Origin of the sequence: Plesiocystis pacifica SIR-1, from assembly GCF_000170895.1 — a bacterium.
Lineage (GTDB): Bacteria > Myxococcota_A > Polyangia > Nannocystales > Nannocystaceae > Plesiocystis > Plesiocystis pacifica.
Map to the genome: position 1 here is coordinate 1 of NZ_ABCS01000081.1, position 14,976 is coordinate 14,976.

General features: G+C 71.7%; 13 protein-coding genes. 7 read left to right on the forward strand and 6 right to left on the reverse strand.

What is annotated here, in order from left to right; genetic code table 11:
• Positions 1–34: 34 nt before the first annotated feature.
• From PPSIR1_RS30360 to PPSIR1_RS30370, 3 genes are all read right to left on the reverse strand, one after another.
• Positions 35–793, reverse strand: a complete 759-nt coding sequence (locus PPSIR1_RS30360; RefSeq protein ID WP_006975053.1) for a hypothetical protein — start codon at positions 791–793, stop codon at positions 35–37.
• Positions 794–887: 94 nt separating this feature from the next.
• Positions 888–1,676, reverse strand: a complete 789-nt coding sequence (locus tag PPSIR1_RS30365) for a PAS domain S-box protein (RefSeq protein ID WP_006975054.1) — start codon at positions 1,674–1,676, stop codon at positions 888–890.
• Between the two features lie 129 nt (positions 1,677–1,805).
• Positions 1,806–3,011 (reverse strand): hypothetical protein, encoded by a 1,206-nt coding sequence (locus PPSIR1_RS30370; protein WP_006975055.1) that lies wholly within the window; start codon positions 3,009–3,011, stop codon positions 1,806–1,808.
• A 195-nt stretch (positions 3,012–3,206) separates the two neighbouring features.
• Here PPSIR1_RS30370 and PPSIR1_RS30375 point away from each other — a divergent pair, with 195 nt between their 5' ends.
• Positions 3,207–3,707, forward strand: a complete 501-nt coding sequence (locus tag PPSIR1_RS30375) for a hypothetical protein (protein ID WP_006975056.1) — start codon at positions 3,207–3,209, stop codon at positions 3,705–3,707.
• 40 nt (positions 3,708–3,747) lie between these two features.
• Here PPSIR1_RS30375 and PPSIR1_RS30380 read toward each other — a convergent pair whose 3' ends face one another.
• The gene (locus PPSIR1_RS30380) at positions 3,748–5,277 is read right to left on the reverse strand and encodes a pyridoxal phosphate-dependent decarboxylase family protein (protein ID WP_006975057.1); all 1,530 of its coding nucleotides are present in this window, start codon (positions 5,275–5,277) and stop codon (positions 3,748–3,750) included.
• A 64-nt stretch (positions 5,278–5,341) separates the two neighbouring features.
• Positions 5,342–5,962: a glutathione S-transferase family protein gene (locus PPSIR1_RS30385; RefSeq protein WP_006975058.1), complete on the reverse strand. Its 621-nt coding sequence runs from the start codon at positions 5,960–5,962 to the stop codon at positions 5,342–5,344.
• A 199-nt stretch (positions 5,963–6,161) separates the two neighbouring features.
• Here PPSIR1_RS30385 and PPSIR1_RS30390 point away from each other — a divergent pair, with 199 nt between their 5' ends.
• The 6 genes from PPSIR1_RS30390 (at position 6,162) to PPSIR1_RS30415 (ending at position 14,084) form a co-directional block, all read left to right on the forward strand.
• The gene (locus PPSIR1_RS30390; protein WP_006975059.1) at positions 6,162–6,650 is read left to right on the forward strand and encodes a (2Fe-2S)-binding protein; all 489 of its coding nucleotides are present in this window, start codon (positions 6,162–6,164) and stop codon (positions 6,648–6,650) included.
• The gene (locus PPSIR1_RS30395; RefSeq protein ID WP_006975060.1) at positions 6,647–8,944 is read left to right on the forward strand and encodes a xanthine dehydrogenase family protein molybdopterin-binding subunit; all 2,298 of its coding nucleotides are present in this window, start codon (positions 6,647–6,649) and stop codon (positions 8,942–8,944) included. Before PPSIR1_RS30390 ends, PPSIR1_RS30395 begins: the two co-directional genes overlap by 4 nt.
• A gap of 1 nt (position 8,945) precedes the next feature.
• Positions 8,946–9,740, forward strand: coding sequence for a hypothetical protein (locus PPSIR1_RS44295; protein ID WP_006975061.1), 795 nt, complete (start codon positions 8,946–8,948; stop codon positions 9,738–9,740).
• Positions 9,721–10,932, forward strand: a complete 1,212-nt coding sequence (locus tag PPSIR1_RS30405) for an aminotransferase class V-fold PLP-dependent enzyme (protein ID WP_045117081.1) — start codon at positions 9,721–9,723, stop codon at positions 10,930–10,932. The genes PPSIR1_RS44295 and PPSIR1_RS30405 overlap by 20 nt, the downstream gene beginning before the upstream one ends.
• Positions 10,929–13,004, forward strand: a complete 2,076-nt coding sequence (locus tag PPSIR1_RS44300) for an XdhC family protein (protein WP_006975063.1) — start codon at positions 10,929–10,931, stop codon at positions 13,002–13,004. The genes PPSIR1_RS30405 and PPSIR1_RS44300 overlap by 4 nt, the downstream gene beginning before the upstream one ends.
• Before the next feature lie 132 nt (positions 13,005–13,136).
• Positions 13,137–14,084 carry a fatty acid desaturase gene (locus tag PPSIR1_RS30415; protein WP_006975064.1) on the forward strand — a complete coding sequence of 316 codons (948 nt, stop codon included), beginning with the start codon at positions 13,137–13,139 and terminating at the stop codon, positions 14,082–14,084.
• A gap of 9 nt (positions 14,085–14,093) precedes the next feature.
• Here PPSIR1_RS30415 and PPSIR1_RS30420 read toward each other — a convergent pair whose 3' ends face one another.
• On the reverse strand, positions 14,094–14,933 hold the full coding sequence (locus tag PPSIR1_RS30420) for an AraC family transcriptional regulator (RefSeq protein ID WP_045117072.1): 840 nt from the start codon (positions 14,931–14,933) through the stop codon (positions 14,094–14,096).
• Positions 14,934–14,976: the final 43 nt, after the last annotated feature.

The window sequence follows — 14,976 nt, forward strand, 5'->3', positions numbered from 1 at the left end:
AGATGACGTGCAGAGCGGCCCAAGGGGCCGCTCTTCACATCATCTTCGGCGCGCACTCCTTGACCTCAGCCAAGGTCGTCGCCTTCATCCCGCACTCGACCTCCGCCTTGGTCCCCTGGTCCATGCAGGTCTCGACCACGTCCGCGCGGACCTCCTCGAGGATCTCCTTCACGACCTCCGGGTGGTCGTCCTTGGCGTCCTCGATGGCCAGCTTCTCGAACTGGTCAAAGAGCTCGGTGCAGGTCTTCTCGTCGAGGCCGTCGCCGTGGGGCTTTTCGTGCAAGAGCAGCTCGGCCTCCTTCTCGGCGGCGACGCACAGGTCGATCTGCTCGGCCGTGCTCGCGTCCATGAGGCACTCGACGGCCTGGGCGTAGATCTCGGGCCCGAGCAGGACGACGTGGTGCTCCTGCTCCTTGACGCAAGCGTCGAGCTCGCCAGAACCGCGGACCTCGATGATGTGCTTGCAGACGGTCTCGTCGCTGGCGAGCTTCTCGGCGTGGTGCGAGATGTCCGCGAGGACGTCGCTGTGGTGGGCGTTGTCGTTGGTCTCGAGCACGGCGGCGGCGCGGGCGAGCGCGCCGGACTTGTCCGCGGACACGTCGAGGTGCTTGGCCTCGGCCTCGGCGGCCTTGGCCTCGTCGGCCTTGGCCGCGTCGCCGTCGGCCTTGGCCTCGTCGGCCTTCGGCTCTTCCTTGGTCGCCTTGTCGGCCTTCTCGGCCGCGGGCTCGGCCTTGTCGCAGGCGAGGGCGAGGGTGAACGAGCAGGCGAGCAGGCTGAGGCTGAGGCGCTTCACGGCTTCGAAGCTACACGGCGTCTGGGACGCAGCGCAATCCCCGGGGTTTGGGCCGTCCCTGGGGGGGCCGTCCCTGGGGCCCAGGGAGCGCGAATCAAGGGCGCGAGTCCCCTCGCCGGGCGAGCGCCTGCGCCAAATTGGCGGCGATTTCGAAGTCCTCGGTGCCGAGGCCCTGGTCCGCGAAGGCCCTGGCGAGTTCTGGAGACAAGCCCGCGAGGGTGCAGCGGGCCCCGAGCATCCCCGCGACGCGGGCGATTCGAGTCAGCGCCGCGAGCACGCCCACGCCCTCGAAGCGCAGCCCGGTCAGATCCAAGATCAGCTCCCGGGCGCCGAGCTCGGGGAGCGAGGCGATGACGTCCTCGACCAGACGCTCGGCCCGGTCCGCGACGTAGCGCCCCACCAGGGGGATGACGACCACGCCCTCGGCCACGCGGATCACCGGCGCGGTCAACCGCTGGAGCGCCTCGGCCTGCTCGCGGATGTGCGCGACCTTGGCCTCGATCTCGGCCTGCATCGCCCGCTGCTCGCGGATGTCGACGACCGTGCCGATGTTGTAGGCCGCGCCCTCGATGGTCAGCAGCCTGGCCGTGCTGCGCACCGCGATCCGCTCGCCCGAGCGGGGCAGGATCACCGAGTACTCGTAGTCTGGACTGACCGCCTCTCCCCGCATCCGTCGGCGGTGGCGATCGATGACCGCCGGCAGATCCTCCGGGGCGACGAAGTCGATCAGCGAGCGACCCAGGACGGCGCTGCGCTCGACGCCCAGCAGCGCGGTGAAGGCCGCGTTGATGTAGACGACCGAGGTCGCGTCGACGACGTAGACCGGGACCGGCAGGGCCTCGAGCACCCGCGCGAAGTGCTGAAAGTCCCCGCGCTCGGTCACCAGGCCAGCCTAACAGGGCGAGGCTTCCTCGACACGGCCCCGCGCGACGACGACAAAAAAATGGGGCCCCCGAGCGGAACTCGGGGACCCCTCGGGCCCGCCCCTGGCCCCCACCAGGGGCGGACTAGCTCACTGGCACATCACGCCGATCTGGTGCTCGTAGTTCATCGAGCCCGGGCCGCCGCAGCCGTCCCCCACCCCGGGGTACGGGACGCAGGAGTTCGGCACGTAGAAGTAGCTGTTGGGGACCGGGCTGGTGCCCTGCGGGCAGGGGTTGCCCCAGTGGCTCGAGTAGTTGTAGCTCCCGTTCGTGTACCAGCCGACCCAGTTGGCCGCGAACTGCTCGCACTGCGCCTGCATCTGGGCAGGGGTCCCGGCGCCGATGCAGAACTTCCGCGTGCCCTCGGGGATGCCCTCGACCGACTGCGAGGCGAGGCAGTCCGGCGGGGTGACGCCGGCGTCCTCGCTGAGCACCACGCAGGCCTGCTGCACGCCGGCGCCGTCGCGGGAGCCGCTGCCGACGGTGCGGTTGAGGCCGAAGTGCCAGCGGTCGACGTCGCTGAGGCTGCTGTCCTCGAAGTCGCAGCTGATCCCGCGGGCGGGGTCCGAGCTCGTCGCGCAGGCCTGGTAGTCGAGCTTGAAGGTCTGAGTGTCGCGGATGGTCATCGGCGAGCCGCCGCCGTCGAAGCTGAACACGCCGACGTCGCCGCCCTCCTTGTGATAGACGACGGTGTGGACCACCTGGCAGCCGCCGGCGTGGGCCGAGCCCAAGCTGGTGTGGTTGCCGTAGGCCCCGTGGGTGGCGTCGAGGGTGCCGTAGACCTGCAGGCCGGTGCCGTAGAGGTGGGCCTCGGCGTCGTGGTCGGCGGTGCTGGAGTCGCCGCCCCAGCCGTTGGTCGTGGGCGAGTCGGCGACGGCGAAGGCGTACTCGCTCGGGTCGCAGATCTCGGCGTAGATGTCCATGCGGCGGAAGTTGGCGCCCTTGTGGCGCATGTCGACGTTGGCCGTCCACTCGCTGGGGTCGAACTCGTTGGCGTCGACGTACTGCGGGTCGCAGTTGGTGGTCCCGTTGAGCACGTCGATGTCGCACTGGTAGACCTGCTGGGACAGGGTCGAGACGGGCTGGGGCGGCGCGTTGAGGGCGAGCTCTTCGGCGTCGAGCTCGTCCACGGGGAGGGCGTCGAGGTCGGCGAGGGTCGCGGTGAGCTCGGGGCCGTCGATGGCCGCGTCGAGCTCCGCGTCGACGGCGGAGTCCATGTCCTCGGAATCGCAAGCGACAGCGGGGACGAAGAGGGTGAGCAGGGCGGCGGTGGCGATGGTCTTGCTGGCGTTCACGCTCAATCCATTGCCGCGAGGCGGCGGCCATCGAACGCGCCCGATGCAACCCGAGCGCTTTTTTGGGGGTGTCGGGGCTCACGAGAAAAAGCCCCGACCTGGCGACAGATGTCGCCAGACCGCGGACAAGGGGCGGGACTTGGCGCCATCGCACGGTTGAACCGGACCTTCGCAGCGCGGGACAGCCCAAGCACGATGAAGCCCGCGCTCTCGACTCGCCTGCTCGCCCTGCCTTGCGTCGCCCTGCTCGCTTGCGAGCCTGCGGACTACACCGCGAACACCCGCCACGCGGCCGAGCCCTTCGTCCTCGACCTCGACACGCCCCAGCGCAGCTTCATGGTGACGCTGTGCTGGGAAGGCCGGGGCGAGCCCCACGACGCGTGGATGTTCCACCGCGCCGCGGCCCCACAGGCGCCCGACGGCTCCGCGCTCATGCGCCTCGAGGGCAGCGAGCCCCTCGCGCTGTCGGCGACGCCGCCCAGCACCGACGACCCCTCCGACCTGCGCGCCGAGAGCTGGTGGCCCCAGGCCGAGGACGCGTGCCTGACCGGGACCGTCGTCCACTTCAGCCTCGCCGACCTCAGCGAGGGCGCGGAGCCGGTCACCGTCGAGTGGGCCATGGACGGCTACGCCAGCTCGCGCGTCGACGAGGCCGTCGAGGACCTCCTGCTCGACGTGTTCGTCGAAGAGCTGTGAGCGCGCCGAACGACCCCAGCCCCATCGCCCAGGCCACCGATCAGAGATCGTAGACCGCGTCGAGGTACATCTCGAGCAGGTCGCTGACCGCTCCCCGCGCCGGGATGGTCCCGGCCAGGCCGTAGATCGGCGCCATCCCGCTGCCCTCCCCGGGGTTCGCCCGGGTGTGCTCGACGGCCTCGCGCAGGTCGTCGAGGAAGCGCTCGGCGACCCCCTCCTTGGTGTGGCGCAAGGTCACCGCCAGGTGCACGCAGGGCGGGCGGTGCAGGCCGTTGAGGTTCCAGTGCTTCTTGCCCATGGCGTCGAGGACCTCGTAGATGTTCAAGCCCTCCTCGCCGCTGGCGAAGCTGACCACCCACAGCGGGTCGCCGAGCACCTTCAGCCCCAAGATGGCGTCGATGCCCCGGCGGATCTTCTGCCCGGTCTCGACGATGCGCTTGGTCGCGTCGAGGTAGCCCTCCCGGCCCATGGCCTGCATCGAGGCCCAGCACGCCGCGCTCAAGCCCCCGGGGCGGCTGCCGGCGAAGGTCGGCGAGAAGTAGATGCCGCCGGGCCAGTCGGTGACCGTGTACCACTGGTGCCGGCGCAGGGCCTTGCTGCGGTAGAGCACCACCGAGGTGCCCTTGGCCGCGTAGCCGTACTTGTGGGTGTCGGCGGACATCGAGGTCACCCCGGGCACGGCGAAGTCGAAGGGCGGCACGGGGTAGCCGAGCTCCCGGGCCCAGGGCAGCACGAAGCCGCCCAAGCACGCGTCGGTGTGCATGCCGACCTTGCGCTTTTGCGCGAGCTCGGCGAGCTCCTCGATGGGGTCGACGAGGCCGTGGGGAAACGCGGGGGCCGAGCCGACCAGGCAGATGGTGTTGCGGTCCATGGCCCGCTTCATCCCCTTGACGTCCGCCCGGCAGTCCGCGCCCACGGTGACCTTGCGCAGCTGAATGTCGAAGAACTCGGCGGCCTTGTAAAAGGCCGCGTGGGCCGTGTTGGGGATGACCATGTTGGGGCTGGTGATCCCCTTTTCGGCCTTGGCCCAGTCCCGGTAGGTCTTCATGGCCAGCAAGATCGACTCGGTCCCGCCGGAGCTGACCGCCCCGCAGACCTCGTTCTCGGGCCCCGAGCCGGCCTTCTTGGCGCCGAGCATGTCGGCGGTCATGGCCACGATCTCGGCCTCGTACTTGGTCACGCTCGGCCACAGATCCGAGTGCAGCGGGTTGGTCTGCGAGTGGATCGCGTAGGCCTGGTCGAGGAAGCTCGTGTGCTCGCGGTCGCCGTGATAGACGGCCCCGGACACGTAGCCGTCCTTCCAGCGGTCGGCCTCGAGGCCGTGGAAGTTGCGCATCTCCTCGAGGATGGCCTCGCGGTCCCGACCCTGCTCGGGCAGCTCGGTGTAGGTCGGGTAGTCGGCGGCGTAGGGCCGGACCTGCCCGGCGATGTCTTTCATCATCTTCTCGTACTCCGCCGCGATGCGATCGCGGACGAAGGGGACCTTCTTGGCGTACTCGAAGAGGGTCGACACCAGGCTCTCCCCGGTGTCGACCACGCGCTGCTTGGCCTTGGCCGTGATGCTCACCAAGCGCTTTTAGCCCACCAGGGACGCCGTTTCACGCCCAGCCCGGTGAACCCAGCTCACGACCCGCTCAGGCCGGCGGCCGCGTGGCCACCAGGCTCGGGCGCTCGGTGTGAAAGGCGACGAAGGCCGCCAGCTTTGGGTGCGCGTCCACGGGATAGGTCGCGCGAAAACGCATCCACTCGAGGGTGGTGATCAGGTTGAGCTCGGGCAGGCCAAAGCGCCCCGACGGCGTCAACCAGTGCCCGGCCTCGTCGAGCTGAGCCTCGACCCAGGTCATCGCCGAGGCAGCCCGAGCTCCCTGCTTGGCCAGGTAGCTCGCCGCCTCGGGGCTGATCCCGTCGCGCTTCAGGTAAAATACGTTGATCAGCGAGTCGAGGGCGCCGTCGATGACCGTGCTCAGGTTGCGCGCGGCGAAGCCCTCGTCGAGGGGGGCGAACTCGCCGAGCGCCCCAGCCTTGGCCTGACGACGGACCAGCTCCTCGCCGATGACCCGCGAGTCGAACAACGGCTCGCCGTCGAGCACGACCGCGGGGATCTTCCAAACGGGGCTCAGCGCGCGCAGCCGGGCCTGGCCCGCGTCGCTGGCCGTGTCGACGTGCGTGCAGTCGAGGCCGAACTCGATGGCCAGGGCGTGGACGCGGCGGACGTAGGGGGAGGTGGCGGTGCCGTAGAGCTCGATGGCGGTCACGGGCCGGAGTGTAGAGGCGCGGAGCCACCGTTCCCAGCCCGAGACACCTTCGTTCACACAGTTGATCCTTCGAACAGCCGATCGCCGCCGGGACCCCCGTCCTCCCCACTTTGGCGTGATGGGCAAGGGCTTTGACGCCTTTGGCCTCTGCACGCTGCCAGCGAAATCCGTACCCTCTGGAGGACTGCCCTCAAAAGGAGTGCTCGAGGTGAAGCTGAAGGTCAATGGAGAAGAGCGAAGCGTCGACGTCCCCGAGGACGTGCCGCTGCTGTGGGTCCTGCGCGAGGAGCTCGAGCTCACCGGGACGAAGTTTGGCTGCGGTCAGGCCCTGTGCGGGGCGTGCACCGTGCACGTCGACGGCAAGGCCAGGCGCTCGTGCGTCACGGCCGTGGGTGACGTCGCGGGCAAGGCGATCACGACCATCGAGGGCCTCACCCAAGGCGAGGCGGACGGGAAGCTGACCGTGCTGCAGCAGGCCTGGGTCGAGGGCAACGTCCCCCAGTGCGGCTACTGCCAGCCCGGCCAGCTGATGATGGCCGCGGCGCTGATCCGCCGCTGCCCCAAGCCCACGGACGCCCAGATCGACGCGACCATGTCGGGCTCGATCTGTCGCTGCGGGACCTATCCGCGCATCCGCTCGGCGATCCACGCCGCCACCGGCCAGTCCGAGGACGGAGGCGCCAAGTGAGCGAGGCAACGCAAGACCCCGCGAGCTCCCCCGAGGCCAGCAAGGCGATCGTCCCCCTGCTCCGGCGCGGCCGCGTGGCCCGGCGGCGCTTTTTGCTGGGCATGCTCGCCGGGACCGCCGGGCTGACCATCTACGGCGGCGTGCGAGCCAGCGCCGACGAGGCGCGGGTCCCCGACCCCAACGACGTCGAGGGCGCGTTCCGGCCCAACATCTACATCACGGTCACCCCCGACGATCGCGTGCTCTACGGCTTCCCCAAGGCCGAGATGGGCCAGGGCACGATGACGGGCTTCGCCATGCTCGTCGCCGAGGAGCTCGAGGTCGGCCTCGATGAGCTCGAGGTCTTCTTCCCCATCGCCTCGAAGGAGTACGACGCCCTCGAGACCGCGACCGGCGGCTCGACCAGCATCGTGACCGGCTTCGTCCCGGTCCGCCAGGCCGCCGCGGCGGCGCGGATGATGTTGATCGCGGCCGCGGCCGAGCGCTGGGGCGTCGCCCCCGACAGCCTGCACGCCAAGGCCGGCCGCGTCCTCGACGACGCCAACGACCGCTCGGCCAGCTACGGCGAGCTCGTCGAAGCGGCCAAGCAACAACGCGTCCCCGAGGCGCCCGTCATCAAGTCCAAGCAGGACTTCAAGCTCGTCGGCACCCCGGCGCGGCGCATCGACAGCGCGCCCAAGGTCACGGGCGAGGCGCAGTTCGGCATCGACGTCGTCGTGCCCAACATGACCCGGGCGGTGATGATCCACCCGCCCCGGATCGGCGCCGCGGTCGTGTCCCTCGACGACTCGAAGGCCCGGGAGATGCCCGGGGTCGTCGACGTGGTCATCACCCCGCGGGGCGTGGGCGTGGTCGCCGAGAAGTACTGGCAGGCCATGCGGGCCGCGCCCGCCGTCGAGATCGAGTGGGACGAGGGCACCGGCCCGAGCTTCGGGACCGAGAACCTGCGCGCCGAGCTGGCCGCGCGCACGGACGAGGGCCACGTCGCCGAAGACGAGGGAGACGTCGACGCCGTCAGCGGGACCGTGCTCGAGGCCGAGTACGAGACCCCCTACCTGTCCCACTCGCCCATGGAGCCCATGAACGCCGTGGCCGACGTGCGCGGCGATGTGTGCGAGATCTGGACGGGCAACCAGGGCCCCTCGGCGATCCAGGAGGCCGCCGCCAACCAGCTCGGCTGCGACCGCATCCAGGTCATCGTGCACACGCCCTACCTCGGCGGCGCCTTTGGTCGGCGCTCCCACCCCGAGGCCGCGATCGAGGCCGTGTGGCTGTCGGAGGCGGTCGGGCGCCCGGTCCAGGTGATCTGGTCGCGGGAGAACGACACCCGCGGGCACCGCTACCGGCCCCAGTCCCACAACCGCATCAAGGGCACCCTCGACGCGTCGGGCGAGCTCGCGGCCCTCGAGTTCCACGCCCAGTCCCAGTCGATCTTCGCGTCCCTGGACGCCGGCGGCCTGTTCCCGCCGGTCATCCCCCCGCGCCTGCGCAAGTGGCTCGCCGGCAACCTCTCGCGCCTGTTCGACAGCAACACCCTGCTCGCCGACACCATCCCCACCGAGGGCGCGACGCACCTGGGCTACGCCATCCCCAACCGCCGGGTCAGCTACGCCAACTTCCACACCCCCGTGGTCGTCAGCTGGTGGCGCTCCGTGGGCTATTCGATCAACACCTACGTCGTCGAGGCCTTCATGGACGAGCTCGCCCACGCGGCCGAGCAAGACCCCTACGAGTTCCGCCGGGCGATGCTGCAGGACAGCCCGCGGTGGCTGGGCGTGCTCGAGGCCGTCGCCGAGATGAGCGAGTGGGGCGAGCGCGAGCTGCCCGAGGGCGTCGGCCGGGGCATCGCGGTGTGCTTCGCCTTTGGCAGCTACTGCGCCCACGTCATCGACGCCCACGTCGACGAGGGCACCATCGTCGTCGACCAGGTCTACTCGGCCCTCGACTGCGGCTACGCGGTCAACCCCGACCTGGTCGTGTCGCAGGTCGAGGGCAGCGTCATCTTCGCGCTCACGGCCGCGCTGTGGGGCGAGATCACCATGAAGGACGGCGCCGTCGAGCAGGGCAACTTCGACACCTACCGGATGATGCGCATGCACGAGGCGCCCAAGATCGAGGTCCGGCTGCTGAGCAGTGAGGAGGACATCGGCGGCGTGGGTGAGCCCGCCGTCGCCCCCGTCGCCCCGGCCCTCGCCAACGCCCTGTTCATGGCCACGGGCCACCGCCTGCGCCGCTTGCCGCTGCAGCCCGAGCTCGACCGCGCTCGCGCTCGCGCCGACCAAGGAGGGAAGTGAGATGGACAAAAAGCGCATCGCAGAGCTCGGGGTGGACATCCTCGAGTGGTTGGGGGTCGCCGTCTTTGGGCTGCTCGTCATCGGAGCCATCGCCATCGGCGTGACCCTGGCGTGGATCGGCCCGCCGCCCGAAGAGATGGGCCACACCGGGGTCGCCGCAGCCGCTGCGCCCGAGGAGCCAGTCCCCCTCGAAGCCACGGCGACGCGTCCTGCCATCCCCGAGGCTAGCGCCGAAGAGGCCGACTCGCTGTTCGCCCCGGTCTACTCCGTGCTCACCCACCCGCGGTGCATGAACTGCCACCCCGACGGCGACCGCCCCCTGTCCGACAAGGTCGGCACCCACGCCATGAACATCAGCCGCGCGAGCTTCGAGTCGGGGCTCGAGTGCACCACCTGCCACGCCGAGCACAACACCGAGCTGCCCGGCGCGCCTCCAGGGCCGCCCGGCGCCCCGCACTGGCAGCTGCCGCCCAAGGAGACGCCGATGATCTTCCAAAACCGGACCGTGACCGAGCTGTGCGTGCAGCTGCGGAGCAAGGCGGACAACGGCGAGCGCAGCCTCGCGGACCTGCTCCACCACGTGGAGCACGACCCGCTGGTGCTGTGGGGCTGGGAGCCCGGCGGGCAGCGGGCCAAGCCGCCGATCAGCCACGCGGAGTTCACCGCGGCCATGAAGACCTGGGTCGACGCTGGCGGCATCTGCCCCGGCGAGACCGAGCCGCCCGCGCTCGAGGACGCCGGGGAGACCGGCGGCGAGGCGGGTGGAGGCGCGGTCGATGCCCACGCTGCGGGCTGAGTTCCCCACCCTCGTCGATCGCCCCGGGCTGACCTACCTCGACTCGGCCACGACCGCGCTCACGCCCCGGCCGGTGATCGACGCGGTCGCCGCTGCGATGGTCCGCAGCGGCAGCCCCGGACGCAGCGTCCACGATCTCGGGCAGCGGGCCGACGCGAGCCTCGACGGCGCCCGAGCCCGGATCGCGGCGCAGCTCGGCGCGGCCAAGGACGAGCTGGTGTTCGTGCGCTCGGCGACGGAGGGGCTCAACCTCCTCGCCGAAGGCTGGGCGGCCCCGCGTCTGGGGCCCGGCGACGAGCTCGTGCTCAGCGTCGCCGAGCACAACAGCAACTTCCTGCCCTGGCGCCGGGCCTGCGCCCGAACGGGGGCCAGGCTCGTCGTCGTGGGCTGCGACGCCCGCGGGGACCTCGACCTGGCCGAGCTCCGCGCCAAGCTCAGCCCGCGCACGCGCCTGCTGGCCCTGACCCACGTGTCCAACGTGACCGGAGCCCTCACGCCCATCCCCGAGGTCGCCGAGCTCCTCGCCCGCTCCCCGGCCGCCGGCGCCCCCCTGATCGTCGACGGCGCCCAGGCCGTCGCCCACCTCGACCTCGACCTGCCCGCCCTCGGCTGCGACGCCTACGCGTTCTCGGGCCACAAGGCCCACGGCCCCCCGGGGATCGGCGCGGTCTGGGCGAAGGCCTCGCTGTGGCGCGAGACGGCGCCGCTGCTCGTCGGCGGCGGCATGGTCCGCCGGGCGCAGCTCGACCGCGTGACCCACGTCGAGGGGCCGGGGCGCTTCGAGGCGGGCACGGCCAACCTGCCCGGCGTCGAGGGCCTGGCCGCGGGCCTCGAGTTCCTCGCCGCGCGCCGTAGCGAGCCCGCTGCCGCGGCCCTCCTCGACGCCCTCGTCGACCGCCTCGACGCCCGCCCCGAGATCAGGGCGCTCGGCCGGCCGCGGCGGCGCGTGGGCCTGGCCTCGTTCCTGGTCGCGGGCGTGCACGCCCACGACGTCGCCTCGATCCTCGACGGCCACGGCGTCGCGATTCGGGCCGGCCACCACTGCGCCCAGCGACTCATGGCCCACTTCGGCGCGTCGAGCTCGAGCCGCGTGAGCCTCGGGCTGCACAACACCCGCGCCGACCTCGAGCGGCTGTTCGCGGCCCTCGACGAGGTCCTGCGCGTGTTTGGCCGGAGGCGGACCGGGGCATGAGCGGGCTCTACCACGAGCGACTCCTGGCCCACGCCCACGACCCCTGCTGCGGCCCCGTCCCCGAGGATCCGACCGTCGAGGCCTGCGCGACCAACCCGCTGTGCGGCGACGAGGTCCGCGTCGCCGCACGCGTCGAAGACGGGCGCTTCGCCGCCCTCGGCTGCGCCGTCGAGGCCTGCGCGGTGTGTGTCGCGTCGGCCTCGATCATGAGCGCGCTCCTCCGCGAGCAGCCCGTCTCGACCCTCGACGAGGGTCTGCGCGCCCTCGAGGCCGTGGTCGCGGGCGATGCCCAGCTCGACTCCGCGCTCGCCGAGTCCGACCTCGACGTGTTCGCTGCCCTCGCCGACTACCCGAGCCGCCGGTCTTGTGCCTTCCTGCCCTGGCGGGCCCTCGAAGAGGCGCTACACGGCGCCCCTCCCCAGGCCAAAGACGACGCCTCGAGCCCGCGCGCCCCCGCCATCGCCCCGAGCGTGTCCGCGGCCAACACCGCCTGGGAGGCCGTCGCGGCCGCCCGCGCCCTCGGCCGCGACCCCGCCATCGCCACCTTGATCGACGTCGTCGGCTCGAGCCCCTGCCCCGTCGGCAGCCGCATGGTCGTCAGCGCCACCGGCGAGTTCTGGGGCTCGGTGTCCGGCGGCTGCGTCGAGTCCATGGTGGTCCAGGCCGGCCTCGAGCTCCTCGACGCCCCCGAGCCGACCCCGCGCATCCTCGAGTTCGACATCGCCAACAGCCAAGTCGGCGCCGTCGGCCTGCCCTGCGGCGGGCGCATCCGCGTCGCCGTGAGCCAAGCCCCGAGCCCCGCGCACATCCAGGCCCTCCGCGCCCTCGCGGCCACGAACGCGGGGGTCCGCCTCCTCGACCTGCGCACCGGCGACGCGCGCCTCGTCGCCGCCCCGGCCTTCCCCGAGCTGGCGAGCCTGAGCCCCTCGCTGCCGAGCTTCGCCCGCGAGGCCCTCGACGCCGGGCCGCGGCTCCTCGAAGAGGGCGAGACCCAGGTGCTCGTCGAGCCCCTGCGCGCGCCCCCTCGACTCGTCCTCGTCGGGGGCACCCACGTCGCCCAAAAGCTCGCCCGCCTCGCCCGCGAGGTCGACCTCGAGCCCGTCATCGTCGAGCCCCGGGCGGCCCTCGCCGACCACCGCCGCTTCCCCGGGGTCGAGGTCCTGCGCGAGCGACCCGAGCGCGCCCTCCCCCGGCTGATCGACGCGCGCACGGCCGTGGTCATGCTGACCCACGATCGCAAGCTCGACGACCCCGCGCTGCGCGTCGCCCTGACCAGCCCGGCCTGCTACGTCGGCGCCCTCGGCAGCCGCAAGACCGCGAGCGCGAGGCTCGAGCGCCTGCGCGAGGCCGGACTGAGCGAGGACGCCCTGGCCCGCCTCCACGGCCCGGCCGGGGTCGCCATCGGCGGCAAGGGTGCGGGGGAGATTGCCCTGTCGATCCTCGCCGAGGTCGTCGCCACCCGCCGACAAAAGGCCGCCCGCGAGCGCCGCGTGGGCGCGGTGGTCCTCGCGGCTGGCTCGTCCCGGCGCGCCGGGCCCATCAACAAGCTCCTGCACGTCATCGACGGCGAGCCGATGATCCGCGCCGTGGTCCGCAAGACCCTCGCCGCCGGCGCGAGCCCCTGCGTCGTCGTCCTCGGCCACGAGGCCGAGCGCGTCCGCGAGGCCCTCGCCGAGCTGCCCGTCGCGTTCGTCCTCAACCCCGAGCACGCCGAGGGCATGGGCCCGTCCATCGCCCGCGGCGTCGAGGCCATCGCCCAGACCGCCGTGGACGCGAGCTTCGTCGTGCTCGGCGACATGCCCCACGTGCGCGTCGAGGACCTCGAGCGGCTCATCGCCGCGCACCGAGCCAGCACCCAGCACCTCATCGTCGCCCCCGAGGCCGGCTCTGGGGACCAGCGGCGGCTGGGCAACCCCGTGCTGTGGCCGCGGCGCTACTTCCACGAGCTGACCCGCCTGCGCGGCGATCGGGGGGCCAAGGCGATCTTGCTCGGGGCTCCGGGGGCGGTGCTGCGGGTGGCCATCGAGGACCCTGGCGTGCTGATCGACGTCGACGTGCCCGGCCCTCGCTGACGCCGCCTAGCAATTCCAACCCGACGCCGGTACGGGGGCATGGCTCACGAGCCGCGAAATTGGTGCTGGTTGAAAGGAATCATCGAGCCCGGGCACAACCGTATCGGGCATGCAGCCCGCCGCGCCCTCACCATGGACACAAACTTCGACGAACGCGAGCTCCTGTCGCGCCGCGACCTGGCGACCTTGATGGCCCGCCGCGACCTGCCCACCCACCTGCGACTCACGCTGCACCTGGGCCTGTTCGTGGGGCTCACGGCCGCGCTGATGACCACGGCCATGCCCTGGCCCGTGCGCGCGCCGGCCCTGCTCGCCCTGGCCTTCTTGCTGTTCAGCCTCTACGCGCCCTACCACGAGTGCACCCACCAGACGGCGTTTCGGACCAAGTGGCTCAACACCCTGTGGGGCCAGCTGCTGGGCGTGCCCTACGGCTACTCCCTGGGCATGCACAAGGCCTTTCACTTCACCCATCACCGCAAGACCAACCGCGAGGGTGACCCCGAGAAGGGCTTCAGCCTCCCGCCCATGCCGGGGCGCCTCGGCTTCCAGGCCGTGTTCGCCGGGGCCCTGGGCAGCCTCGTGCCCCTGCACTCCCTCGTCCTCGCCGTCGTCCCACCGCGCTTGTGGGACCGGGTCGAGGCCGGCTGGACCGCGCCCGCGGCTCGACCCCGGCTGGCCTGGGAGTGCCGCGCCATGGCCCTGTGCTGGATCGCGGGCGTCAGCGCCCTCGCCGTGTTCCACCCGGTGTTCCTGGCTGAGTTCCTCGCGGTCCTCGTGCTCGCGCGGATCATCCACGGCGTGGTCACGGTGACCGAACACGAAGAGATGCCCGCGGAGGGCGACCAGCTCGCGCGCACCCGAACGGTGCGGACCAACGCCGTGTTCCGGTGGTTTTGGTGGAACATGAACTTCCACGCCATCCACCACGCCTGGCCGGCCATCCCCTGGCACGCGCTCCCCGAGGCCCACGCGCGCTGCCTCGCCCAGGACATGCACGTCGAGTCGAGCTACCTCGCCTTCTACGCCAAGTCGGCCCGGGGTGAGCTCGGCGAGGCTCCTGCTCCGGACGCGCGCGCTTAGAGCGGCGCTCTAGCCTCCGCGCTCGTCCCCGGAGCCCTGATGCCCGCGGCGATGCCTGCGTCGCCAGGCCGCCGGCGTCTCGTCGTGGGCCTTGCGAAACTGGCGAATGAAGTGGGTCTGGTCGCGCCAGCCGACGGACGCGGCGATGTCGGCGATGGGGTCGTCGGTGTGGAGCAAGCGCGAGCTCGCCTCGGCCAGCTTGGCGGCCGTGATCCACTCGCCGACCGTGTGCCCCGTCTCCCGCTTCACCGTCGCCGCCACGTGGGTCGGCGCGCGGCCGACCGCCGAGGCGACGTCGCGCAGCGAGATGGCCTCGAGGGCGCGGCGCTGGATGAAGCTCAACGCCTCGGGGACAAAGGAGCTCGCCCGCCACTTGCTCGGCCCCGCTGGCGTCGCGCGGTAGAACTCGGCGAGCAGCAGCAACAACATGCTGCGCAAGAGCTCGGGGGACTCGGGCAGTCCAGCGTCTTGCTCCCGGGCCATGTCCTCGTAGAGCTGCACGACGCGATCACGCCGCGCCTCGGAGAGCGAGACCAGGGGCAAGGCGCCGCGCCGAACCCGGGCGTAGGGCGTCATCAGCGGGTGGCTCTCGTCGAGGTCGAAGCAGCTCGCGCAAAAGCGGACCCCCCACAGCTCCAGGTCGTGCCCACGCACCGGCTCGTGCGGGACGCCAGCGGGCACGACGAGCACGGCGTTGGGTCCCGCGGACACGGTCTCGCCCACGGTCATCTCCAGGCTGCCCGCGACGATGAGCGTGGCGGAGTGGTCGGTGTGGCTCAGCGGCGCGTGCCAGGCGAGCTCGGCCACGTGCATGTGACCGACCTCGATCAAACCGGGCCGCGCGTGCATGGGGTCACTCTAGCAAGCTGTTGGCCGATGCCCTCGGGGCACA

Excerpts from the sequence above, each read along its gene's own strand:
- PPSIR1_RS30375 (WP_006975056.1), top strand. The coding sequence starts at position 3,207 with ATGAAGCCCGCGCTCTCGACTCGCCTGCTCGCCCTGCCTTGCGTCGCC.
- PPSIR1_RS44295 (WP_006975061.1), top strand. The coding sequence starts at position 8,946 with ATGGACAAAAAGCGCATCGCAGAGCTCGGGGTGGACATCCTCGAGTGG.
- PPSIR1_RS30405 (WP_045117081.1), top strand. The coding sequence starts at position 9,721 with ATGCCCACGCTGCGGGCTGAGTTCCCCACCCTCGTCGATCGCCCCGGG.
- PPSIR1_RS44300 (WP_006975063.1), top strand. The coding sequence starts at position 10,929 with ATGAGCGGGCTCTACCACGAGCGACTCCTGGCCCACGCCCACGACCCC.
- PPSIR1_RS30415 (WP_006975064.1), top strand. The coding sequence starts at position 13,137 with ATGGACACAAACTTCGACGAACGCGAGCTCCTGTCGCGCCGCGACCTG.
- PPSIR1_RS30420 (WP_045117072.1), bottom strand. The coding sequence starts at position 14,933 with ATGCACGCGCGGCCCGGTTTGATCGAGGTCGGTCACATGCACGTGGCC.